The following is a 24,176-nucleotide window of genomic DNA, read 5'->3' as shown; positions in this document are numbered from 1 at the left end:
ATTTCTGCGCATGGCAATTAATCAGAATCATTTGTTTGAAGAGCTTGATGGTATCAAATGTGCCATAGTAGAAAAACTGGCGACACCGCAACGGGTGGCATTTTTGAAATCGCTTCTGGAGTTCAATAAATATACAGTTGTTGTCGTACCGTCTCCTCCCCCCAAAGCTCCTCCTCCTCCAAAAATTGCTGATCCTGCAGCGACACCACCAGAGCCGCCTCCGCTATTGCCTGAAACATTTACGATCGGTGTTACTGATGTTAGATTCAATCCCACCAATGCCATTTTTGGGAGGTTGCTTCGCGCGCCGGGTGGTCGCGTGGTAACGATGGAATACTGGCAACAGAAATCAAACGAATCAAGGGACGATGTGCCCTATTTTGAGAATACAGGAAACTGAATGCGGAACAGGAACGGGAAAAGTTTGGCATTTCAGCGCTAATATCCTGGTATTTTGTCGACCATTCTACAACAGCAACTGAATAATCTATCTTTGTTAACTATCTATAGGAAAAATCAGCCGAACCGTGTTTATAGTCGCCGGACAAATAAAGTTTGCACGGCGGTCTGGTCTTCAGGATAAGGAATTGATCAAAACAGATTTTTACTAAGTATGATTTTTTCATGTAAAAGTCTTCAAATTGTCGAATCCTGTTTCTCTGCAGCGAGTCTCATGGGCCCTCCCTACCCTCCCCCGCCTCCACCACCTTTTTGGGGGAGGATGATAATAGCAAGTGGTCCTGAGCGCGCCCAGGACGATCACCTGCATCATCATCTTCCGCAGAAGTGTTAGCTAACTTTTTCCAGCAACAGCTGCTGCTGGTCAGGATTAATACCGGTATCCATCAGAGCGAAGATACATGCTGGCAGGAGCCGGAAACAAGTGTGAAACAACAGATCCTGGCAGAAAAACACGCCGGCAATCTGGTGGGATCAGGTTTTAAAAACACAGGAGAATCTGATATTGTGAAGGATAGTAATATCATTTTGATAATTGTATTTCATTTCTGTTCTGCTGGTCAGCTTTTTGCAGCTTAGGATTTATTTTTGCGACTGAACATTTTGAGTTGAAAAAATTTCTGACAGAACCTTATCAGCATGTCATAAAGTATTTACGTATCAGGTTTAACCGGATCCAACTGATGATGCTGCTTGCGGCAATCACAGGGCTGGTTTCGGGGCTGGTTGCCGTACTTCTTAAAATAATCGTACATCGCTTCCAGGCTTTTGTTCTCAGAGATCCTGAATCTTATCAGTTTTTAATCTATCCTGTAGTCGGACTACTGACTACAGTTGTAGTTATTCAGCGCCTCTTTAAAGGAAAGCTGGAGAAAGGCATTGCGATGGTGTTACGCGCGATAGCGCGGAAGTCTTCTATTATTCCTTCGCAGAACAATTATTCCCATGTCTTAACCAGTTCACTCACGGTTGGTCTTGGTGGATCAGCAGGATTGGAATCGCCGATCGTGGCTACTGGTGCCTCCTGGGGTTCAACGGTTGGCAGACTCAGTGGCGTTAATTACCAGGAACGCACTTTATTGATTGCATGTGGCGCTGCTGCTGGTATTGCTTCCATTTTTAACGCACCCATTACCGGAATTATTTTTGCGATTGAAGTATTAATGGCTGAAACAATCGTAAGCTATTTTATACCACTGGTGGTAAGCGCCGTAGTAGGAGTATTGTGTTCAAAAATAATACTCGGTGAAGATGTGATGTTCAATTTTATCCTGGGCACCGATTTTAATTTCAGAAATATTCCCTGGTATAGCCTGCTTGGAATTTTATCGGGTTTTGTTGCTGTCTATTATGCACGCGTATTTAAGAAGGTTGAACTCGGGATAAAAGACTGGAAATCGAATGTGTATTTAAAAGCCATTATCGGTGGCGTAATCCTGATTGGTCTGTATGTTTTTTTGCCCCCCTTGTTTGGTGAAGGATACGATACCGTGAGATTTCTTGCAAATGGTACACCTGAACATATTCAGAACCGGACAGGTCTGTTGAAAAGTTTCGATGCGGAATGGCGGCTCCTGTTGCTGGCAGGATTTATCGTACTATTTAAACCAGTCGCAGCTGCTATAACCATTGGCAGCGGCGGAAATGGAGGGAACTTTGCACCTTCACTATTTACCGGTGCCTATCTGGGATTCTTTTTTTCGAGAATACTCAACAAAACAGGATGGTTTAGTTTACCTGAAAGCAATTTTGCGCTGGTAGGTATGGCAGGAATTCTGAGTGGCGTAATGTATGCACCATTAACAGCAATTTTTCTGATTGCTGAAATTACCAACGGCTACTGGTTGATCATTCCTTTAATGGTGGTATCCATCTTCTCCTATTTTATCGTAAAACATTTTGAGCCTCATTCGATGGAGTTGAAAAAGCTCGCTTCTGAAGGAGAGGTGTTTACACAAAATAAGGACAGTAATATTCTTTCAGCAATTACACTGGACCAGGTAATCGATAAGAATTTTATTGTATTGATGACAAACCAGCATCTCGGGGATCTGGTTGAGAAAATGAGAACAGGTAGCATTACCATTTTTGCAGTTGTCGACCAAAAAGAACGGTTTGAAGGATTAATTACGATGGATGAAGTAAGGCAATACCTTTTCAGAGAAGATTTATATAAATCGATGACTATAAAACAACTCATGAAAAAATCAGATACCGTTATTCATTCACAGGATTCCATCAGGATGGTGATGCAAAAAATGGACAGAACGGGAAAATGGTTTCTTCCTGTCGTCGATACAGAGTTGACAGTCATCGGGTTTGTTTCCAAATCCCGAATATTTGAGCAGTACAGGGAAGTGATGACGCAACAGCAGGATCTGTTTGAAGAGACAGCAAAGTGATTTTAGAGAATACAGGTAGCAGAATCCAGGTGTTGATAGCACAATCAGCCACCTATAGCAGCAATTCCCATTTGATGAAATACCGTTTATAATGTAAATCGTAGAATACGCGATGCAGTTCATTCCTACGATTTACAAACAATAACTTTTCAGTAATTGCATTTGGTTGTTCACCGTCTTCTGTATCCGTCTTCTGTACCCTGGTTCTCTGTTCTCTGTTTCTTATTTTTTCGCGGTGTGTACGGAATTGTTTTTCTTTGAATTGTATAGTAATTGCAGCTGATTAGAATCTGATTAGAGAATCACTTTGTATCCAGACGTAAATATCCCGCATAACCGAAAATTCTGATCATGGTTTCCATTTCAAATAAAATTCTTTCCGCGACCATAAATCCTTTGGGTGCGGAACTTACAACCCTCACAAAAAAAGACATTGGCCTCAATTATATCTGGAAAGGCGATGCCAGATGGTGGGGAAAACATTCTCCGGTACTGTTTCCGATAGTCGGTTCACTAAGGAATGACCAGTATACTTTTGAAGGGAATACTTACAAATTACCAAGGCATGGTTTTGCGCGGGAAAGAAATTTTACCGCAGTAAAAACAGGTGATAATGAAGCAAAGTTCGTTTTGAAATCGGACGATGAGAGTCTGCATGTTTTTCCTTTTGATTTTCAACTGGAATTGAAATATACATTAGTCGACTCAGCATTGATTGTAAATTATACAGTAGTAAATAGCGGGAGTAAAGAACTTTTATTTTGTATCGGCGCGCATCCTGCATTTGCAGTCCCATTGGAATCTCAGTTGGCTTACGAAGATTATTATCTGGAATTTGAACATCGTGAAACCAGCGGGCGATATAATTTGGCGAATGGATTGTTGTTGAAACAATATGAACCATTACTGATCGATGAGAATAAATTAAAACTATCCCCCGATTTATTTGTTAAAGATGCGGTTGTACTGAAGCATTTGAAATCAGACTGGGTGAGTTTGAAGACAACTAAATCCCAGCATGGCTTTCGCTTTACTATTGCGGGTTGGCCTTATCTCGGAATATGGGCCGCTGCCAATGCTGCTCCTTTTGTCTGCATAGAGCCATGGCAGGGCCATGCTGATGAGGTTGATGCAAGTGGTGAATTAAAAGACAAGCCCGGTGTGGTTTTATTGGATCCTTCACGGGTGTGGCAGAGAAGCTGGGTGGTAGAACTTTTCTGAATGAGGCGAGCAAAATTCCTAAACGCCAGATAAGAACTCACGTGTATCGGGTTGCTGAAAGTATTCGAGGTGTTCATTTTCCCGCAGATTGCGCGGATTGAAGACGCAGATTTGCGCTGAACGTCCTCTGCGAAAATCCGCGTGTATTTGATCCGCGGGATCGGCGGGAGATATTCACGTATATCGGATGCTGTCCCAAAAATGACTTACTCAGCAAGCGCTATTTGGTCCAGAAATAAATCCAAGGTCCTATAAAAGCCGGAACTGTACTTTTAAAATTGCCATTATGAAATACATTATTCTACTCTCTGTATTTTTTTTCGGAGGAAATCAAGCCCAGCTGAAAGGTGCCTGGGAATTCAAAGAAGGCTCCGTGACACATACGCTGGTGATCATTGATGATTATTTCAGTGTCAGCAGTTTTGATATTGCGGGAAAGAAATTCATTCAGACAAACGGAGGAACTGCAAAACCCCATGGAAATAAACTGGAGGGAAAGATTGAATTTAATTCTGCGGATAAATCTGTAGTTGGAAATGAAATCAGCTACACATATGCAATAGCCGGATCTGAATTGAAATTAACACGCGATGGTAAAACTGAGACATGGAAGAAAACGGATGATGGTACTGGTCCATTGGCAGGAAACTGGAAAATCATAAGACGTGATGGCAATGATATCAGTAATCGCGGTGCACGAAAAACGATAAAATTACTTTCAGGAAAACGATTCCATTGGGCCGCGATCAATACAGAAACCGGCGAGTTCTCCGGAACCGGTGGCGGTAGCTATACTTTCGAAAACGGCAAGTACACCGAGCATATCGAATTTTTCTCCCGCGATCCGCAACGTGTTGGAGCCTCTCTCAGTTTTGATGGAAAAGTGGAAGGAAAAGAATGGCATCACTCAGGAAAAAGTTCTGCAGGAAATCCGGTTAATGAAGTGTGGTCACGTTAAACGTCCAACGTTAAACGTTAAACGTAGAACCTACTGCTGCTGACTCGCGAAACTCTCCGGAAAAACCTCATCTGGTTCTCCCGATTCGGTAGTACTCATCTTCACCCTTGAGCGATCTTCGAAAACACGTCCATCTTCGTATCCAACGGAGACGAATACACTAAGTAGCTGTCTTGCCGGACCTTTGAAAGAACCTCGGACAGGGGAGCAGTCACTGAAGTTGCGACCAACTGCGAGTTTGATGTGTTTATGTGTAACCCACACGTTGTTTGTGGGATCAATTCCAGCCCAGCCATGCATAGGTATCCAGGCTTCCACCCACGCATGCGTTGCGCCCTCACCGCGAAGTCCGTCTTTGTTGGGGCAGATATACCCGCTTACGTATCTCGAAGGAATCTTCATGCTTCGCAAAACCTGCAACATCACATGCGCGAAATCCTGGCAAACACCTGCCTTATGCTGCAGAATTTCATCGACTGTAGATTCGATATTCGTAATGCCTTTGATGTACTGGAAATACTGGAAGATGTATTGACTGCAATCCTGTACAATACCCGCAATACTTTTCCAGGGCTGATCAATCTTTTCGATGATCTCGTTGATCTCTTCCTGCCGCTCGATATGATCCGCTTTTGTTAGCTCAAGCAACTGCAATTGGTTTCTGACATCAGTCTCCAATGCAGACTTACCTGTATTATAATTGAGATAGGGCTCGGTCGTGACTGTTGTTCTTACGATCAGTTTGTTTTCAATCAGCAAAAGCTGATGCGGCTCCTGTATATTGAATGTTGCTACCTTGTTTTTCCAGTAGTCCTGGAATACGTGAAGACTGGGCTGACCGGTGATGTTCAGCTCCTGGTGTAGCATTTCCTGTTCCGGGCATACATAAGGGAATATCCGGATTTCGTTTACACTTTCCCGTACCGGTCGGTCGTAATCGTATTGCGTAATATGGTGAATTTTGAAAATCGACATGGCTCACACTAAGAATAAGAAAAGAATACCTGGGCAAATAATTTGTTGAACTGTAAGAGCTGGCTACGGATCAGGTCAAGAAAATTTTCGGTGGAAACATTTTTCACCTGTTCTGAGTCAGCATATTCAATAAGACTCATCAACCGGCCGAATTCCTTGGTCAGTTTTTCTTTCTGTGGCGGATTATTCTTTGTGATCACATGCTTCAGGTAGTGATCCATCTTTGCGATGCTGTAATGTACTGAACGTGTGAACTCCCTGTTAAATAAAACCTGGTCGAGTACATTCAGCGTGTGCTTATTACTGCGATAAGTTTTTAAATGAAGCTCATATCCTGAAAGAGACAGGAGAAGATTTCTCCAGTACAGGATATCACGTGTATCTTCTAAATCATAATTGATATTGCTGAAATAGAGATTTGTCATTTCGATAGTAATCAGGCATCGCTCAATGAATTTTCCGATATTCATAAAATACCAGCCCATACTTCGTGGCATGGTGCTTCCTGCAACACCATTGTAAAGCGTGATCATATCCGTCATCCGATCCAGCGCTGGCAGTGCATCCTGTGATGTAAGTCTATTGACAAACTGTGGCGAATTCACGCTATGGTACATGTGGTTCACCTGTTCCCAAACTTCCTTTGTAATATGATCCTGGGCCCCACGGGCATTCTCACGTGCACGATTCAGCAAAACTTTCAGTGAATTATTGTTGGAAGTATCTGAGAAGACATATTGCAACACCATATTACCATTGTATTCTATAAGCTGCATTTTTTCTTCGTCAGCATGACTGAAAATTTCCAGGATAGATCTCCACGAAGTAATATTTTCCTGGCTTTTATCGAGCGACAATACATATTCAGTTCTGAGAATACGAATGATGCCCTCTGTTCTTTCCATGTACCGATCGAGCCAGTATAAAGAATCTGCAATTCTGCTCAGCATATGTCCGGGTTGATTGCTACTGATTAATCTTTTAAATCGATGATCCAGGTATCCTTGCTCCCACCACCCTGTGATGAGTTAACTACGAGTGAGCCTTCACGTAGGGCGACGCGAGTCAGTCCGCCAGGGACAATATGAATTCCATCAGCCCCCTGAAGTGCAAACGGACGCAGATCCACATGACGTGCCTTGAGTTCTCCATCAATAAAACAGGGCACTGTGGAAAGCTGGATGATCGGCTGAGCGATAAAATTCCTTGGATCATTATCAACTTCTTTTCTGAAAAGATCTACCTCTTCCTGTGTTGCTTTATTTCCCATCAGCATTCCATATCCACCGGATTGATTGGTACGTTTCAACACCATCGAATTGATGTTTTTGAAAACATATTCTTTTGCATCTACCTCACTCATCTGGTATGTAGGAACATTCGGAAGAATTGGATCTTCATTCAGATAATATTTGATCATTGCGGGCACATAGGCATAGGTTGCTTTATCATCAGCAACGCCGTTTCCAACAGCATTCACTAATGCCACATTTCCTTTGCGATATGCACTCATCAACCCGGGCACGCCTAATGCGCTTTCGGGTTTAAATACCAACGGATCAAGATAGTCATCATCAATCCTCCGATAAATCACGTCTACCTGTGTCAGACCCATGGTCGTTTTCATGTAAACTTTATGGTTATCTACCATCAGGTCCCGACCTTCCACCAGTGGGATACCCATCTGGCGTGCAAGGAATGTATGTTCGTAATAAGCGGAGTTATAAATGCCCGGCGTGAGCAAAACCACCACGGGGTTGGCAATCTGGCGGGTAGCCATAGACAAAAGGATCTGGTATAACAACAAGGGATAGTTGCTTACCATGCGTGCTTTATTAGTATAAAGCAGATCCGGAAAAAGTCTTTTAGTCACTTCGCGGTTTTCCAGCATATAGGAAACACCGGAAGGTGTACGCAGGTTATCTTCCAGCACATAGAATTCGCCATCAGCACCGCGAATCAGGTCGATCCCGGCAATATGAACGAAAATATCATGCGCGACTTTGATTCCATGAACTTCACGTGTGTACTGCGGACAGGATGCAATCAGTTCAGCCGGTACTATTCCATCTTTCAATATTTGCTGGTCGCCATAGATATCATTCAGGAAAAGATTCAGCGTTTTGAGACGCTGCTTGATACCGCGTTCAATTTTATCCCAATCGTCTTTGGTAATGATGCGGGGAATGATATCGAAAGGAAATATGCGCTCGATTCCGGCATTGTCGGAATACACAGTAAATGTGATACCCTGGTTCATGAAGAGTTCGCCCGCCAGTTTATCTTTCTGCAGGAGATGCTCAACTTCTGAGGATCTCAGGGTCTCAAATACATGCCGATACTCCGGGCGAAGGTTGCCATTCTGGAGCATCTCGTCCCACTTATGGGGGTCAGTCTTATAAGCCTGTAATAACGCTTCACCGGTCATATTCAAAAATTAAAATGACAGGCCGGTAACCGGCCATTCGGCGGCTTAAGTTGGTAGGATGAAGATAGGGGTTTTAGAATTACGAAGTGAACAGCCGGTTGAAAGTTTAAGGTTGAAGGCGGAAAGATGGCCTATGAACGCGGGGCAATCATTGAAGTTGAAAACAGAGACGTTAATTGCAGAGATTGGGCATACCTTATCTCTGCAATTAACGGGGATCAGCCTTAAATCCCGGCGCAAAAATGGCGATCCATTTGCCTACAATTCTTTCACCCTGATATTTCTGAATTCCAGCGGCGTATCATGACCCAGCAAGCCGATATGTCCTTTTTTATTTTTCAGACCAGGATGTTCCCTGTGATCAACAGTACCATTTTCAGATGCTTTTGCAATATCACCATCAAGAATAGTTGTGCCGTTTAGTATCACCGTGATGCGATTACCCTTTGCAATGATTCGTTCTTCATTCCAGCTGCCATTGGATTTGAGATGACCTCTCTTCGCAGGAATCACGCCATACACAGAACCATGATATTGATAATCTTTCAGATCCTTCCATTTTTCTGCATTATCATCCAGCACCTGTATTTCCATACCCACATAAGCAGCATCTCCTTCGGCAGGCGTTCTGATACCAATGCCGTTGTTAGCTCCATCTGTTAATTTGAATTCGAATCGCAGTTCAAAATCACCATACTCTTTGGAAGTATATAAATTACCCTTGCCTTTGTTTTCAGGACGCAGCACGAGAGTTTTTCCCTCGATGACATAATCTGTTTTGTTTCCAATCCATTTATCAAGATTGGTTCCGTTGAAGAGAATTTCAAATCCTTTTTCCTGCATTGATTTTGTGCCGGTTATACTGAGAAAAGTCTGCGCCAGGGCGATGATCAGAATAATCTTATACATAGGTTGAAATTAAACTAAATTGATCAGGTAATGAGGAATTTGCAGTTCTTTATAGCCTTCATAATCATCAACCGCGAATGGGGTACACTGTGAAAAAAAATTTCTTTTTGGCAACTGATGAATAAGTTTAAATGGTATTGAATTGAAAATTTAAAATAGAAAGGAATGAAACGGCATTTGATCTGTTTGCTGATCGTATCAGCAGGCCTGAGTTTACATCTGTTTTCTCAGAATAAACCCTGCAGCAGTCCCGAATTCAGGAAACTGGATTTTTGGATCGGCGACTGGAATGTCTACGATAAAAACAATAAAGCTGCGGGTACCAGTAAAATTTCGCTTATCCTCGATAGTTGTGTGATCCTGGAGGAATGGACCAGCGTTTCGGTACAACAGAATCTCTTATTTAAAGGCAAAAGCTTTAATAGCTATAATATTGCCAGCAAACAGTGGCAGCAAACCTGGACAGATAATACCGGGAACACAACGGAATTTTTAAGAGGAACTGGTACCAATGGCCAGGTAATTTATTATGCAGATAAAGTGGCTGATGGCTCTGGAAAATATTTTATGAGAAGACTAACTTTTACCAAACTGGCAGATGATAAAGTACGTCAGCTTGGAGAAAGGAGTGACGATGATGGTAAAACCTGGACCACCGAATACGACCTTGAATACCGGCGGAAGAAAAGCTGAATCCGGCAAAAGGGCAGTACTGTTTTACTTTCACTGGAAAATTAAAGCAGCCCGAATTTGAGCCGATCGGTACAGGTTTTTTTGCATAAACATAACAACCCGTTAATAATCGGGTTGTATTTTCACCCTTCGTACTTAACATCATGGATACACGAAGAGAGTTTCTGAAAAGAGCAGCGCAATTGTCAGCGGGTACAGGTCTGATCAATATATTGCCCGCTTCTATCGCAAAGGCAATGGCCATTGACCCGGCGCCAGGTTCTACTTTTATGGATGCCGAACATATTGTTTTCCTGATGCAGGAGAACAGATCCTTTGATCATACCTACGGCACATTGCAAGGCGTTCGCGGGTTCAACGATCCAAGAGCGATCAGGCTGCCCGATAATAACCCGGTCTGGCTGCAGACGAATGCGGAAGGAAAAACATTTGCACCCTTTCACTACGATATCCATAATTCGAAAATTACGTGGATGAGCTCACTGCCGCATTCGTGGAGTAACCAGGTGGATGCGAGGAACGATGGAAAATATGATAAATGGCTGCAGTCAAAACGTTCCGGGCATAAAGAGTATGCAGATATGCCGCTCACTATGGGATTTTTTACCCGTGAGGATATCCCGTTTTATTATTCTCTTGCGGATGCATTCACCGTTTGCGACCAGAATTTCTGCTCTGCATTAACAGGCACAACGCCCAACCGATTGTATTTCTGGACAGGTACTATCCGCGAAAAACCAGATGCAAATGCACTGGCGGCAGTTTGGAATGGCGATGCTGACTATGGAAATATGGTGGGCTGGAAAACATGTCCGGAGGTATTGGAGGAAAATAAAATTCCATGGAAAATTTATCAGAACGAATTGAGTGTTGGTGTTGGGTTTGAAGGTGAAGAGGATGCATGGCTGGCAAACTTTACTGACAATTCGATTGAGTTTTTCAAACAATACAATGTCAAGTTACATCCGGAGTACATCGCCGCCCTTCCGAAGATTTCCAGACAGCTCGATGCTGAATTGCTGAAAAGAGAAGAGAAGGCAAAAACGCTTGCTGCAGATTCTCCTGAAGCACAGCGGAATACAGACGAGATAGGATGGATTAAGCAAAAGAAAATTGAAATCGAAGAAGACAAAAAGAATTGTACCGCGGAGAAATTCAATACACTTTCTGAGTTTGACAAAAATATTCACAAAAAAGCATTTGATACGAATAGGGGTGATGCTGATTACCACAAACTGACGTCATTAAAATACAATGATAATGGTGTTGATAGAGAACTGCTGATTCCTAAAGGGGATATTCTTTATCAGTTCAGGAAAGATGTTGAATCAAACCAACTACCAACAGTATCCTGGCTGGTTGCTCCGGAAAATTTTTCTGATCATCCGGGAGCTGCCTGGTATGGCGCGTGGTATATCAGTGAAGTGATGGATATCCTCACTAAAAATCCGGAGATCTGGAAAAAAACGATTTTCATACTAACTTATGATGAAAACGACGGATACTTTGATCATATTCCGCCTTTTGTAGTACCGCATCCGTATAAAAAAGATACTGGTCTTGTCTCTGCAGGTATCAATACAGGAGTCGAATATGTAGCGAATGCAGACCAGCAGTCGGACAAAGAGCATATACGTGTGAGCCCGATCGGACTCGGGTATCGTGTGCCGTTAGTAATCGCTTCGCCCTGGAGCCGGGGTGGCTATGTGAATTCAGAAGTATTTGATCATACTTCTTCCTTGCAATTCCTGGAAAAGTTTCTGAGTCAGAAATTTAAGAGGAAAATAGTAGTGCCCGAGATCAGCGCATGGAGAAGAGCCATTTGTGGCGACCTGAGTTCCACTTTCCGACCTTATAACGGGGAGAAAATTAATCTTCCGAAGCCTGTAGAGAAAGAAGAATTTATTGAAAGCATTCATAAAGCGAAATTCAGGAATGTTCCTTCGAATTACAAGCAACTGACCAGCGAAGAAATTGCGCAGATCAATAAGGATCCGCTTTCATCTTCATTGATTCCTGACCAGGAAAAAGGTACCCGTCCTTCAAATAGTCTGCCTTATGTATTGAATGCCGATGCCAGGTACAGTGCCGATAAAAATTCAATCGAAATTATTCTTGGTGCTTCAAATACCGTATTCGGTTCGAAATCCGCGGGCGCCCCTTTTCATGTCTATACCCGTGGAAAATTCAGGAATGAAAATGCATCACCAAGAGCTTACGCAGTCAGTTCCGGCGATCAGTTAAAAGACAGCTGGACAATCAGGGATTTTGAAAATGGAAATTATCATTTGCTGGTCTACGGCCCGAACGGATTTTTCCGCGAGTTTTCAGGCAGTGAAAATGAAGTGTTGGTGAATGTATCTATGAAGTACGACACTGATTTAAAGCGCATTGATTTACTAACCGGCAGTATCACACTTGGGTTGGAAAATCTTGATAAAAAGGAATACAGGATTGAGCTGATTGATAACGCGTACGGAGCACCGAAAAAAGATCTGGTATTGCCTGCTGCCGGCACAGGAAAAGGAAAAGTAAAACTGGTGACCCTTTCATTTGAAAAATCACATAGATGGTATGATTTCAGTGTGCGCATTGCCGGAAATAATTCCTTCGAAAGAAGATATGCGGGACGTGTGGAAACAGGAAAAGACAGCATTACGGATCCGTTAATGGGAAGGGTTTTGTAATACGTCAGAAAAATACGTCCGGTCGGTATTGTTTTTCTGATTTTTCTGGAAAAGCAGTAGTATAATTTTAGGCCATTTCATGGAGTTCAAAATAAATGGCCTTTGAACAACCGTATGTCCAATCTCCATTCGCAATCCCGGGATTATCTTTCTCCTGCGGATTATTTCATCACCATTTGTACGAGAAATAAACAAAATTATTTTGGTGAAATACAAAATGGAAAAATGCAGTTATCGAACGTGGGGTTAATTGCTGACATTATGTGGTACGAAATTAAAAATCACGCCGATAACACCAAATTGAGCGAATTTATGGTAATGCCTAATCACATTCACGGGATTTTGAAAATTGTAGGTACAATGCATGCGTTGTCCCTACAAAACGATGATCCATTGACTGGTTCCCAATGATTTCAAAATCAGCGAAAGAACTCTCTTTCGTCAATAATCGGATCATACAAATCGGCAGTTTCAAAACATACTCATCGTCTGGGATTCGCATTTTAATAGCAACCCAGGTTTTATGATCATATAATGAGGGATGTTATTTCGTTGGAGAAGTTTTTAAATACATTAGAACAAATCCCTCCCGTGGGAAGGAGGATAAATTCTACAGATAAATGAATTTTTGCAGGGAAAACGCATGCGTTTTCCCTGCAAAAATTACTGCCGTTCTTCAAGTTCCTGGCCAAAAGACTATGATTTCATAAAAAAAGTTTTTACCTTGAATATCTGACTCCCACCACAGATCCTTCCTGTATTCTAAGAAATCCTTCAGTATCATTCCCATCGTAAGCGGAATGAACAGTTCAATGCCAATCCGGGAAAGCCCTTCATTTTAAAATTACCGGCCATGAACTATTATCTTAAATGTCTTTGCTGTTTTGTGATCGCTGTGATGATCGGGTATAGTTAACCTACCAATTTGATCGCAGCCCGGATCATTGACAGATTTCAAAATAAAACAAATCAGTTTAAAAGAAATTCTGAACGGTATAGGACTGCTGTATTCATCCGGCAAACTCCATTGTAAGTTTCAGTTCAAAAACTGACATTGCTGATTTTTGGTGAAAAGGAGAATGCATTTGCTGTGTGATATATAAGCGTCGGTTGTTGGACTGATCAGTTATATACCCTGGAAACTACGCTCTCATCAGCTCATGTATCGGCCAGCCTGATTTTACTCCTGATTTTTTCTTTGTCAGTTTTGAATTTACTATTTCCCGCAGAATTCGCAGATCGAAGACGCAGAATACGCTGACGTTTTTCTGCGTCTTCTGCGTGTATTTAATCTGCGCAGATCAGCTGGAAATTTTTGAATTATCTGAATCTAACCTAATAAACAGGCCTTGATTATGCAATGAGAAATGATCAATTCGAAAACATTCACCTGCCTCCCGTATAAATCTGCATAAAATCATATATTGGATTTAAATTGATCACGACAGCCATTCAGCTGTTTTTTTTATTTTGACTGCATGCTCATCCGAAAATCGATTACGTTAAGAACGATTTACCATTTCACCGGCCATCATTTGCTTTGGCTTGCTTCCTGGATGTTTCTTGTAACCATCGTTTACAACTACACTGGCTGGAAATGGATCGCATTGCCCTGGCTACCTGTTTCAGTTGTAGGTACTGCCGTTGCTTTTTATGTGGGTTTCAAAAACAATCAATCCTATGAACGTCTTTGGGAGGGGCGAAGGATCTGGGGCGCTGTAGTCAACAGCAGCAGGATGTGGGCGGCCATGGTTAAATCATATATCGTCAGTAATACGATGGATGAGGAAGAATTAAAGAATATTAAACGCAAATTGATTTTCCGCCATATCGGATGGGTATATACATTACGTTCCCAATTGTTGGTTCCAACTCCCTGGGAACATGTCAGCCTGAAATGGATCTGGGGTTCGTTTAGCCGTGGGCGTAGAGACCGATTCGGTGCGGGCGCCTTTGTTGACCAGGTGGATCCGGACTGGCCAAAGAAATATTTACCGGATGCTGATCTTTATCCTGCAAAACCTTTTGTCAACCTGGCAACGCAGATCATCGATAAACAAAGTCAGCAGCTCGCTTTCCATTGCAAAGAAGGTCAGCTTGAATTGCTGCGTCAACTGGAAATGCAGAAAGTGCTGAACGACTTTTATGAGCAACAGGGTATGGCCGAACGATTGAAAAGATTTCCTTTACCCCGACAATACGGGGGCTTCAGTTTTATTTTCGTCAGCATATTTATATTTCTATTGCCCTTCGGGCTGGTTGGCGAATTTCATAAGCTCGGCCCGATCGCCATGTGGCTGGCCATTCCCTTTGGAATGCTGATCGGTTGGGTGTACCTCGTGATGGAACTGATTGGTGATTATTCCGAAAATCCGTTTGAAGGCCTGGTGAATGATGTGCCGATGCTTTCTATATGCAGGACTATCGAAGTTGATCTTTTACAGATGATCGGAGAAACGGATGTGCCACCTGCTATACAACCAAAGAACGGGGTTCTGATGTGATGTTGCAGAAATCTAAACTTATGTGAAAGTAGCAGATCCAGGGACAACAAGTCTTCAATAATTCAGTTAACGCTTTTCAGACATCTTTTTTCAGTAGGGAATTGAATCAACAGCATGGACTTAAAATTATCTCGCGGATTTAAAATTTCGCTAACCATTATTTGCTTTGGAATTGCCATTGTTGGCTTTATCCTGAAACTGCCGTCGCAGTTCAGGCATTATGATAAAGAATTGCATGCTGCATTTTATTTTCTCGCCGCTGCTTTTCTGAATATTCTCTTCGCCGGAAGAAAACTCTGGAAGCATATCCTCGTATTCGGATTTCTCTACTTGTTTGGAATTGCGATCGAATATGGACAGGAATATTCAAAAAAGAAATTTCATATTGCTCATGGAAGGTTTGATCCCGAAGACGTACAATCAAATTTGTATGGGCTGATTGCTTTTTCTGCGGTATGGGTGGTGTTTGCATTGATTGCCCTGGTGGTCAAAGGAAGTGTAAATGATGGCCGGACCGAGAAGGCGAATCCTGAAAAGTAGCGTTCTTTAATGCAGAATCTATTTGTTGGTGTTCCAGTGGGAATGTTATTCCGCACTTAATGTACTTCGGAACACCCAAAATATTCGCAACAGGGAGCTTATTATCCAGGGCAATGCGGGTTTATTATCTATTGTTGTTCCATTTTTAACGTTGTGTCGAATTCGGGTCGTCAGGGAAACACCCACAAATGAATTGCCTTTCATGTATATTCATTTGAATTTTCGACAACGAAATAATGTTCATATGAGAATTCTTTTTTTCCTACTGATTTCAGTGTCCGGATTCGCTCAAAACCAAACAAACGTCGAAAGCACATTGATTCTTCTGAATATTAAAACCGGACAGGAAAAAGTTATCCTGAAAGAAGAGAGACATTTTGAAGCGCCCAACTGGTCAAGAGATGGCAAATTCCTGATCATTAATTCCAAAGGTTTCCTGGAGAAGATCAGTCTTGATGGAAAAAACCTGGGTAAAATCGCTCCCGATAAAATAACGGGTTGTAATAACGATCATGGTTTAAGTTTCGATGGATCTGTATTGCTGATGAGTCGCCGGGATGATACGGTAAGGTCAAACGTGTCCAGAATTTATGCCTACAATTTTGCCAGCGGTGATTTCACACTGGTAGCAAAAAATAATCCCAGTTACTGGCATGGTATCAGTCCTGATGGAAGAACCATCGTGTACTGTGCTTTGCGTAACGGAAAATGGGATGTCTACGGGAAAAATTTCATGGATACTTCGGAGACAAAACTGACTGACGCGGAAGGACTTGATGACGGACCTGAATACAGTTACGATGGTCAGTGGATTTATTTCAATTCCAACAGGACCGGAAGAATGCATTTGTACAGGATGAAACCAGATGGTTCCGGACAGACACAGTTAACCAGTGATGATTTTGACAACTGGTTTGCGCACCCTTCGCCGGACAATCAACATATTTATTACATCGCTTACCTGCAGGATCAAAAGGGTCAGCACCCCTTCGGAAAGGATGTAAAGCTGCGTTTGATGAATGTGGAAACAAAAGTGATAAAGGATCTGACGCCTGTATTCTTTGGTGGACAAGGTACAATCAATGTGCCTGCATGGTCGCCCGATGGAGAATGGATTGCGTATGTGAAATATCGGCGGTTGTAGGCTTTGTTTTAAATCACATCTCGAGCATAAAGCAAATTCATTGCGTACATACCGGAAGGAATTTGAAAATTATTTTTTCAGCTCTTTCACAATGACGAAAGCGGTTACCAGAAATGAAATGCACTCCATCAGTCATTGAAAAAAACGTTGCTGTTCCGATTTGAATTTAATTAACAGGTGTTTTCTGAATAAATAAGATTAAGCCGGGAGTCCGATATTTTCAAAAATTTCCCACAGATGGGCGCAGATCAGCATGAGCGCACCGGCTTCTTCAATCATTAATGATCCGCGGGAAAAAGACGTCGCCCCAGGCAGCTATTGAAAGACCCTCTTTATCCTGCTTTAAAACAGCAGCCGTGTTTGTCTATTGCCGGCCAGCTGATTTTGCTGGTAGTAATTTTGCTACATTCGGGAGTAATGAATAAAAAATCTCATCACATTTTTTGTATTTGACGGTTAAAAGTTTTGTATGAAAAAATTACGCAGGCTTTTGTTTTTGTTATTGGTGTACAGTTCTGCTTCTGCGCAGCAAACACCATTTTTATCTGATGCCGAAATCAGGATGCTGATCAATGAATTGTCCGGCGATCGCGCTTTCGAAGCGATCCGGATTCTTACACAATGGCATCGGGACTCCGGCATGGATGGATTTTTCCAGGCTTCGAATTATGTTGTTGAGCAGGCGAAAAAAGCAGGCCTGGAAGATGTAAGATTTATTGAGCAAAAACTGGAAGGACCTAACTATACTGCAAAATCTGCGGAACTCTGGATTACTGATCCGGTGGAATTAAAACTTGCTGATATAGGTGATCATGCGGTATATCTTTCTGATGGAAGTCATGATGCAGACCTCTCTGCTGAACTTGTTTACATCGGCAACGGAACAAAAGGGGAGCTGGAAAAAATGGATGTTGCAGGAAAAATTGTTCTTATCAATGGTAATCCGCAAGCCGCAGTTGCGAACGCCGTATGGGCGAAAGGTGCTGTCGGGGTAATTTCCTATACAACTTCCGAAAGTAAAAGTCAATTTGATTTTCCTGATCAGATCGCCTGGACGCGAATTGCGGTAACACCGCCGGAAGGCAAACAGGGAACTTTCGCATTTAATCTCCCACCACGAAAGGGAGATATATTAAGAAAAATGGTTACTTCTTCAACAACCGAAGATTTTTTTGCAACCGGTAAGAAAGTGCCGGGAGGAAAAGTTACTGTTCGCGTGAAGGTAGACACCGAAATTGGAAAGGCACCCGGACGTACGGGGTTTGTTGAGGGATGGATCAAAGGATCAAAATATCATGACCAGGCAATTGTAATTACAGCGCATTTGCAGGAGGAACAGGGATCTGCGAACGATGACGGAAGTGGTTGTGCAAATCTGCTGGAGATTGCGCGCACGCTGAATAAACTCATTGCAGAAGGGAAGATTCAGCGGCCACTGCGTGATATCCGTTTCTGGTGGACAGATGAAATTTATTCTGAGTACCGTTATTTCAGGGATTTTCCGGATCAACCATCAAAATTATTGCTGAACCTCCACCAGGATATGGTTGGTGCTAAGCAGTCGCTGGGAAGTCGCGTACAGAACCTGATCTATGCTCCGCATTCTATCACCAGTTATCTCGATGCGGTGTTTGAGAACATAGGAACATTCGTAATACAAACCAACAATTCGTTTATTACTGCCGGAAGGATGGGAGGATATCCGCGTCCGCATTCACGGCCTATTTATTCAACACGAGGAACGCGCGAATCATTCGGAGCGAGATTTGTGCCCTTCTTTGATGCATCGGATAACCTCAATTTTGTTGAAGGGGCGATTGGTGTACCATCGGTTGCGTTGATCAATTGGGATGACAACTGGATACATTCTTCTGAAGATGATCTCTGGCAGATTGATCAGACGCAGCTGGAGAGAAATGCGTTCATCATTGCGTCGATGGCTTATTATTTTGGTAAGGCTGAAAAAGATCAGACCAGTTTGTTGCTGTCTGAAACCTATGCGCAGGGAAGCAAAAGACTTGCGAATGACTTGCAGGCGGCATTCAATGAAATACAGACGGTAACGGATAAAGAAGAAGGATGGAAGAATGCAAATATTATTGTTGAACAGGGAATACTTAGGGAAATACGTGCGCTGCAGTCGGTTAGTAAGATCAGCGGAAATGATGCTGAATCGAATAAGGCGATTGCCAATGCTGTTGCGCAAATGAAATTAAAACAAACCGCGATGCAGAATGAAATTGCGGAGTTGTACAAACGAATGAATGGTGTCACAAAAGCACCATCGATCAAACTAAGCGAAGCAGAAACTGCTGCGTCAAAAAAGATTCCTGTAAACCATCCTGTACTTGATACTTATTTTGAAAAAAGGGTGCGCGGTGCTGCAGGAACGATTCTTCATCCCACGATGCGCACGGAACTTTTGAATTTTGTTGATGGCAAGCGCAGTTATTATGATATCAACAAAGCTTTGCAGGCGGAATGCCTTGCTGCCGGGAACTGGTATTATGGTGTGGTGAAACTGGATGATGTGGTGAAGGTGCTGGATGCGAATGTGGCTGCGGGGGCGATGACGTTGAAATGAATTGTGGATACAAACGCAAATATTTGTTGGTGTTCCCTGGCGACTTAGTCAGGCGATAACGTTCGGATAGGAACACCAACAAATAAGAGGTATGCATCTCCAAAATGATTTCGTGACTGTCTGCTTTGCCAATATTTGTTGGTGTTCGTGGCGGCTCCACCAGGCCATAGCGTTCGGATTGGAACACCAGCAAATAAGAGATATGCATCTCCAAAATGATTTCGTGGCTGTCGGCTTTGCCAATATTTGTTGGTGTTCCCTGGCGACTTAGTCAGGCGATAACGTTCGGCTAGGAACACCAACAAATAAAAGCTCTGCATCACCAACTAATGATTTCGTGACTGTCAGCTTTGCCAAAAGTTGTTGGTGTTTCCTGGCGACTTAGTCAGGCGCTAACATTCGGATAGGAACACCAACAAATAAGAGATAACACTTCCGAATATAGATTTCGTGACTGTCGGCTTTGCCAATATTTGTTGGTGTTCCCTGGCGACTTAATCAGGCGATAACGTTCAGATAGGAACACCAACAAATAAGAGCTCTGCATCAGCAACTGATGATTTCGCTGTTGGTGTTCCCTGGCGGCTCCACCAGGACATAACGTACGGCTAGGAACACCAACAAATAAGAGATAAAACTTCCGAATATAGATTTCGTGACTGTCGGCTTTGCTAATATTTGTTGGTGTTCTTTGGCGGCTGCAACTGGCGATGACATTCGGTTGGGAACACCAGCAAATGTTGTAGCCCACCACGAAAATCGAAGAGAAAAATCTGATTATATAGTGATGTTCTTCCCTTGTCCCGGCCTGTTATGCGGCGTAGATTACTGAATGGTCGAAATTATTACCGAATTCCCTCAATTCTTTACTGCTTCGAATTTTAAAAAACAGCACCTGCTAAAACCAGATAAGTATAAAGATATAGTTGCCGAAAGTCTTCGGTTCCTTGTTGAAGATCGAAGAATCCATTTGTTTGCTTTTGCAATTATGGTCAATCATATCCATCTGATCTGGCAAATGAGAGCAGGAAGAAAGAAATCAGACGTACAGCGGGATTTTATGAAGTATACCGCCCAGCGGATTAAAGCCGACCTGGAAATTAACCACCCTCTGGTTCTCGATTATTTTAAGGTAGAAGCGGCTGACAGAAACTTTCAGTTTTGGCGACGTAATCCTTTGTATATCGAAATGATCAATGAAAATATGATGAAACAAAAAATTGACTATGTGCATTTGAATCCGGTCAGAGCAGGGTTGTGTATTTTACCGGAAGAGTATAAATATTCTTCCGCTGCATTTTATCAGTCTGGTTTTGATAACTGGGGATTTCTGACTCATTGCTGATATTTGTTGGTGTTCCAGGTAATTCTTTATGGAAAAACTTCATCGCAGGAACACCAACAAATATTCGAAAAACGAATTACTGCCATTATGCCTGTTCATTAGATTTGCCCACTCCCTGAACATACAGGAGCGATGTCCGAACAAAAAAATCTTGATCTTGAACGCCTCGTATTCTTTACCGATACCGTAGTTGCTATTGCAATTACATTACTGGCCCTGGAATTGAAAATCCATAAAAATGCAGATGGCATCCTGAGGTTTAGCGATCTGGCAGATAGGAGACCATAAATTCCTGGCCTTCTTTCTTTCGTTTTTTAATATTGCTGCCTTCTGGAAAGTACACCACCAGTTTTTTCAATTTATCTCGAGAGTCGACTATAAAATGTTCCGGTACAATAATACCTGGCTTCTTTTTATTGTATTGCTGCCATTCACCACTTCACTGATCGGTACTTATTTCAGAGATGTGCCTGCAATGTTTTGTTATTCTGCAAATACGTTTTTAATCACCGTGTTTCAGAATCAGATATGGAACTATGTGACTTCAAAACCGGAGTTTCTGAAAAAGGAGCTCGATGCAAAAACAAATTATGCAAACAAGATGGCCTGTAACGTAGCTATGTTTTAACGGTCTGTCTGCCACACTGATTTCATTTCTGAGTCCGGTGGCCGCTTTTATCATTTTATGCTGCCGGTTTCCGATGAACCTTATTTCCAGCAGAATCTTTAAACACAAAGCTGTCAGCAAACAAATGACTAAAAGCTGATGGATCAGGTTTCATACCTTCCGGCTTTCGTAACCTGTCGTTCGGACTCTATTCAACATCGATCTTCAGACTCAATTCCACCAGTTGCTTATCATCTATAGTCGAAGGCGCGTCCAGCATCACATCGCGACCGCTGTTGTTTTTCGGGAATGCGATAAAGTCACGGATACTTTCAGACCCACCGAGAATGGCGCAGAGACGATCGAAACCAAATGCAATTCCACCATGTGGCGGTGCACCGTATTCGAATGCACCCAGCAGGAACCCGAATTTATGTCTCGATTCTTCCGGACTCATACCTAATGCAGCAAACATCTTTTCCTGCAATTCTCTCTGGTAAATACGAATGGAACCACCGCCAATCTCGTTTCCGTTCAGCACCATATCGTATGCATTTGCCTTGATGCCGGCATAAGGGTGTTGCAGGTACTCGGCAGCGTTAGTGATCTCAGGTGCATTGTTGATCATCGTTTCAATCTGCGAAGGTTTCGGAGAGGTAAACGGATGATGACGCGCCACCCAGCGATTATCATCTTCGCTATATTCGAACAAGGGGAAGTCAAGTACCCAGAGTAATTTGAATTCATCTTTCTTTCTTAAGCCCAGACGTTCACCCATTTCCAGACGCAATTCACTGATCGCTTTTCTTGTGCGCTCTTCTGCGCCGGCAAGGATTAACACGAGATCACCTTTCTGAGCGCCTGCCGCATCGGCAATGGCCTTCAGTTTTTCTTCGCTGTAAAATTTATCGACACTACTTTTATAAGTGCCATCAGTATTGCACTTGATATACACCAAACCCTTCATGCCGATCTGTGGGCGCTTAACCCATTCCGTGAGTTCATCGGTTTGTTTGCGTGTATATTCTGATATTCCCGGAACAGCAATTGCCAGTACCGTTTCTGCCTGGTCAAATACATTGAAATTTGCCCCGTTGATCAAAGATGAACGATCTTCTTTCTCGCCACGAACAACGTCCGGCGATTTCAGGTTGCAGAGTTGCATCCCGAAACGAATATCCGGTTTGTCGTTACCAAACTGCCACATCGCATCTTCCCAGGTCATTCGTTCCACCACTTCGGTATAGTCGATTCCTTTTACATCTTTAAAGATCCTTTTGATTAAGCCTTCAAACATGTTCAGAATATCTTCCTGCTCAACAAAACTCATTTCACAGTCGATCTGCGTGAACTCAGGCTGACGATCGGCGCGTAAGTCCTCATCACGGAAACATTTCACCACCTGGTAATATCGATCGTAACCACTCACCATCAGCAATTGCTTGAATGTTTGCGGTGATTGCGGAAGCGCATAAAACTGACCCGGGTTCATACGTGAAGGCACAACGAAATCGCGTGCACCTTCGGGTGTAGACTTAATCAGGAATGGCGTCTCGATATCCATGAATTTGTTTTCATGCAGATAATTTCTTGCGGAACGATTCACCGAGTAGCGCAATTCAAGATTTTTTTTGACTGCATTACGACGCAGATCCAGGTACCTGAATTTCATTCTCAGATCATCACCTCCATCAGTTTCATCCTGTATAGTAAATGGAGGAACAACAGATTTATTAAGAATAGAAAAGCTGCTCACCGCAACTTCAATTTCACCAGTGGGTATATTCAGATTCTTACTGCTGCGTTCGATCACTTTTCCTTTTACCTGCAACACAAACTCACGCCCCAGCGGCTGATCATCGAGTTGTTTATTGAGATTTTCGTTGAATACGATCTGTGTGATACCATAACGATCACGAAGGTCAACAAAAGTAATTGCCCCAAATTTTCTGACGGTCTGCACCCAGCCCGCCAATGTTACATCCTTTCCGATATGCTCTTTGCGTAATTCACCGCAGTCATTTGTCCGGTACATAGGCTTAAACCTGATTTTTTCAGGACGGCAAATATACGAACGTTGGACGTAGAACGTAAAACGTTAAACGCTGCCCTAAGCGGTGGCAGTTATGTACCAGGACTTGTAAGATCCGGATAGTGCAGGAAATCAGCAGTGTCAACGACCCGCGTTCAACGTTCTACGTTCAACGTTGAACCTCATCAGTTAGTTCCTGTGTTCTCTCAGTCATCTTCTCCCTGAATTTCTTACTGGGAGCGAGGAAGATATAGTAATAAAACAATATGATCAGGCCCAGGGAGAAGGGGATCACTGCAATATGGCGTAGTCCGATTCCGCCGCTGATCTGTTCATCCCAGCCGTAGAATTCTCCCGTCATCCAGGTACAGTTGGCGACGATCCAGAATACAACGGCCAGGTTATGGATGAGCTCCGAAGTAATGCTTCGCGTCTGCCAGGTGATATAAATGGCTACCGCCAGGGTAGGAACGATCATGATCATCCCCGCCACTTTAAAGTTCAGCGCCCAGCAGGAATCTTTTATCAGCCAGAGCAGGATATGCAGATTTTCGATTCTCCGGAAACGGGAAGGGATGGAGTAGACGCTCATTGGTTTGGTTTTTTTGCTAAGATACAAAGGCAGGTAAAACGTAGAACGTAAGCCTAAGCGGTTTCGGAATCGTTTACTGATTTCAACTACCACAAG

At 42.8% G+C, this 24,176-nt stretch carries 20 protein-coding genes; 14 read left to right on the top strand and 6 right to left on the bottom strand.

Annotation, left to right across the window (positions count from 1 at the left end):
- Positions 1–10: 10 nt before the first annotated feature.
- From P2W82_RS16740 to P2W82_RS16720, 5 genes are all read left to right on the top strand, one after another.
- Complete coding sequence (locus P2W82_RS16740) at positions 11–400, top strand: hypothetical protein (protein ID WP_336517063.1); 390 nt, start codon at positions 11–13, stop codon at positions 398–400.
- Positions 401–786: 386 nt separating this feature from the next.
- Positions 787–1,038 (top strand): hypothetical protein, encoded by a 252-nt coding sequence (locus P2W82_RS16735; RefSeq protein ID WP_336517062.1) that lies wholly within the window; start codon positions 787–789, stop codon positions 1,036–1,038.
- A gap of 29 nt (positions 1,039–1,067) precedes the next feature.
- Positions 1,068–2,861: a chloride channel protein gene (locus tag P2W82_RS16730; RefSeq protein WP_336517061.1), complete on the top strand. Its 1,794-nt coding sequence runs from the start codon at positions 1,068–1,070 to the stop codon at positions 2,859–2,861.
- Between the two features lie 351 nt (positions 2,862–3,212).
- Complete coding sequence (locus tag P2W82_RS16725) at positions 3,213–4,082, top strand: aldose 1-epimerase family protein (RefSeq protein WP_336517060.1); 870 nt, start codon at positions 3,213–3,215, stop codon at positions 4,080–4,082.
- Between the two features lie 286 nt (positions 4,083–4,368).
- Complete coding sequence (locus tag P2W82_RS16720) at positions 4,369–5,040, top strand: hypothetical protein (protein ID WP_336517059.1); 672 nt, start codon at positions 4,369–4,371, stop codon at positions 5,038–5,040.
- Between the two features lie 30 nt (positions 5,041–5,070).
- On the opposite strand, the gene P2W82_RS16715 is transcribed toward P2W82_RS16720, so the two are convergent.
- From P2W82_RS16715 to P2W82_RS16700, 4 genes are all read right to left on the bottom strand, one after another.
- Positions 5,071–6,015: a transglutaminase family protein gene (locus P2W82_RS16715; RefSeq protein WP_336517058.1), complete on the bottom strand. Its 945-nt coding sequence runs from the start codon at positions 6,013–6,015 to the stop codon at positions 5,071–5,073.
- Between the two features lie 8 nt (positions 6,016–6,023).
- Positions 6,024–6,965, bottom strand: coding sequence for an alpha-E domain-containing protein (locus P2W82_RS16710; protein ID WP_336517057.1), 942 nt, complete (start codon positions 6,963–6,965; stop codon positions 6,024–6,026).
- 23 nt (positions 6,966–6,988) lie between these two features.
- Positions 6,989–8,443 (bottom strand): circularly permuted type 2 ATP-grasp protein, encoded by a 1,455-nt coding sequence (locus P2W82_RS16705; RefSeq protein ID WP_336517056.1) that lies wholly within the window; start codon positions 8,441–8,443, stop codon positions 6,989–6,991.
- 258 nt (positions 8,444–8,701) lie between these two features.
- Positions 8,702–9,352 (bottom strand): 3-keto-disaccharide hydrolase, encoded by a 651-nt coding sequence (locus P2W82_RS16700; RefSeq protein WP_336517055.1) that lies wholly within the window; start codon positions 9,350–9,352, stop codon positions 8,702–8,704.
- Positions 9,353–9,517: 165 nt separating this feature from the next.
- Between P2W82_RS16700 and P2W82_RS16695 the strand changes: the two genes are divergently transcribed.
- The 9 genes from P2W82_RS16695 to P2W82_RS16655 all read left to right on the top strand — a co-directional run bounded on the left by P2W82_RS16695 (position 9,518) and on the right by P2W82_RS16655 (position 21,477).
- Complete coding sequence (locus P2W82_RS16695) at positions 9,518–10,045, top strand: hypothetical protein (RefSeq protein ID WP_336517054.1); 528 nt, start codon at positions 9,518–9,520, stop codon at positions 10,043–10,045.
- Positions 10,046–10,188: 143 nt separating this feature from the next.
- Positions 10,189–12,732: a phosphocholine-specific phospholipase C gene (locus P2W82_RS16690; protein WP_336517053.1), complete on the top strand. Its 2,544-nt coding sequence runs from the start codon at positions 10,189–10,191 to the stop codon at positions 12,730–12,732.
- A gap of 1,478 nt (positions 12,733–14,210) precedes the next feature.
- On the top strand, positions 14,211–15,236 hold the full coding sequence (locus tag P2W82_RS16685) for a bestrophin family protein (protein ID WP_336517052.1): 1,026 nt from the start codon (positions 14,211–14,213) through the stop codon (positions 15,234–15,236).
- A gap of 114 nt (positions 15,237–15,350) precedes the next feature.
- The gene (locus P2W82_RS16680; RefSeq protein ID WP_336517051.1) at positions 15,351–15,776 is read left to right on the top strand and encodes a hypothetical protein; all 426 of its coding nucleotides are present in this window, start codon (positions 15,351–15,353) and stop codon (positions 15,774–15,776) included.
- Positions 15,777–16,020: 244 nt separating this feature from the next.
- Positions 16,021–16,920, top strand: a complete 900-nt coding sequence (locus tag P2W82_RS16675; protein ID WP_336517050.1) for a TolB family protein — start codon at positions 16,021–16,023, stop codon at positions 16,918–16,920.
- Between the two features lie 469 nt (positions 16,921–17,389).
- The gene (locus P2W82_RS16670) at positions 17,390–19,504 is read left to right on the top strand and encodes a M28 family peptidase (RefSeq protein WP_336517049.1); all 2,115 of its coding nucleotides are present in this window, start codon (positions 17,390–17,392) and stop codon (positions 19,502–19,504) included.
- An 832-nt stretch (positions 19,505–20,336) separates the two neighbouring features.
- Complete coding sequence (locus tag P2W82_RS16665) at positions 20,337–20,849, top strand: transposase (protein ID WP_336517048.1); 513 nt, start codon at positions 20,337–20,339, stop codon at positions 20,847–20,849.
- A 132-nt stretch (positions 20,850–20,981) separates the two neighbouring features.
- Positions 20,982–21,137 (top strand): TMEM175 family protein, encoded by a 156-nt coding sequence (locus P2W82_RS16660; RefSeq protein WP_336517047.1) that lies wholly within the window; start codon positions 20,982–20,984, stop codon positions 21,135–21,137.
- The gene (locus P2W82_RS16655) at positions 21,115–21,477 is read left to right on the top strand and encodes a TMEM175 family protein (RefSeq protein ID WP_419555722.1); all 363 of its coding nucleotides are present in this window, start codon (positions 21,115–21,117) and stop codon (positions 21,475–21,477) included. Before P2W82_RS16660 ends, P2W82_RS16655 begins: the two co-directional genes overlap by 23 nt.
- A gap of 187 nt (positions 21,478–21,664) precedes the next feature.
- Here P2W82_RS16655 and aspS read toward each other — a convergent pair whose 3' ends face one another.
- The gene (gene aspS, locus P2W82_RS16650) at positions 21,665–23,491 is read right to left on the bottom strand and encodes an aspartate--tRNA ligase (RefSeq protein ID WP_336517045.1); all 1,827 of its coding nucleotides are present in this window, start codon (positions 23,489–23,491) and stop codon (positions 21,665–21,667) included.
- A 166-nt stretch (positions 23,492–23,657) separates the two neighbouring features.
- Positions 23,658–24,080, bottom strand: coding sequence for a hypothetical protein (locus tag P2W82_RS16645; protein ID WP_336517044.1), 423 nt, complete (start codon positions 24,078–24,080; stop codon positions 23,658–23,660).
- Positions 24,081–24,176 lie beyond the last annotated feature (96 nt).

This window comes from Pollutibacter soli (assembly GCA_029269725.1).
In the GTDB taxonomy this organism is placed as follows: domain Bacteria; phylum Bacteroidota; class Bacteroidia; order Chitinophagales; family Chitinophagaceae; genus Pollutibacter; species Pollutibacter soli.
This window is presented reverse-complemented; position numbering and strand designations above follow the sequence as displayed.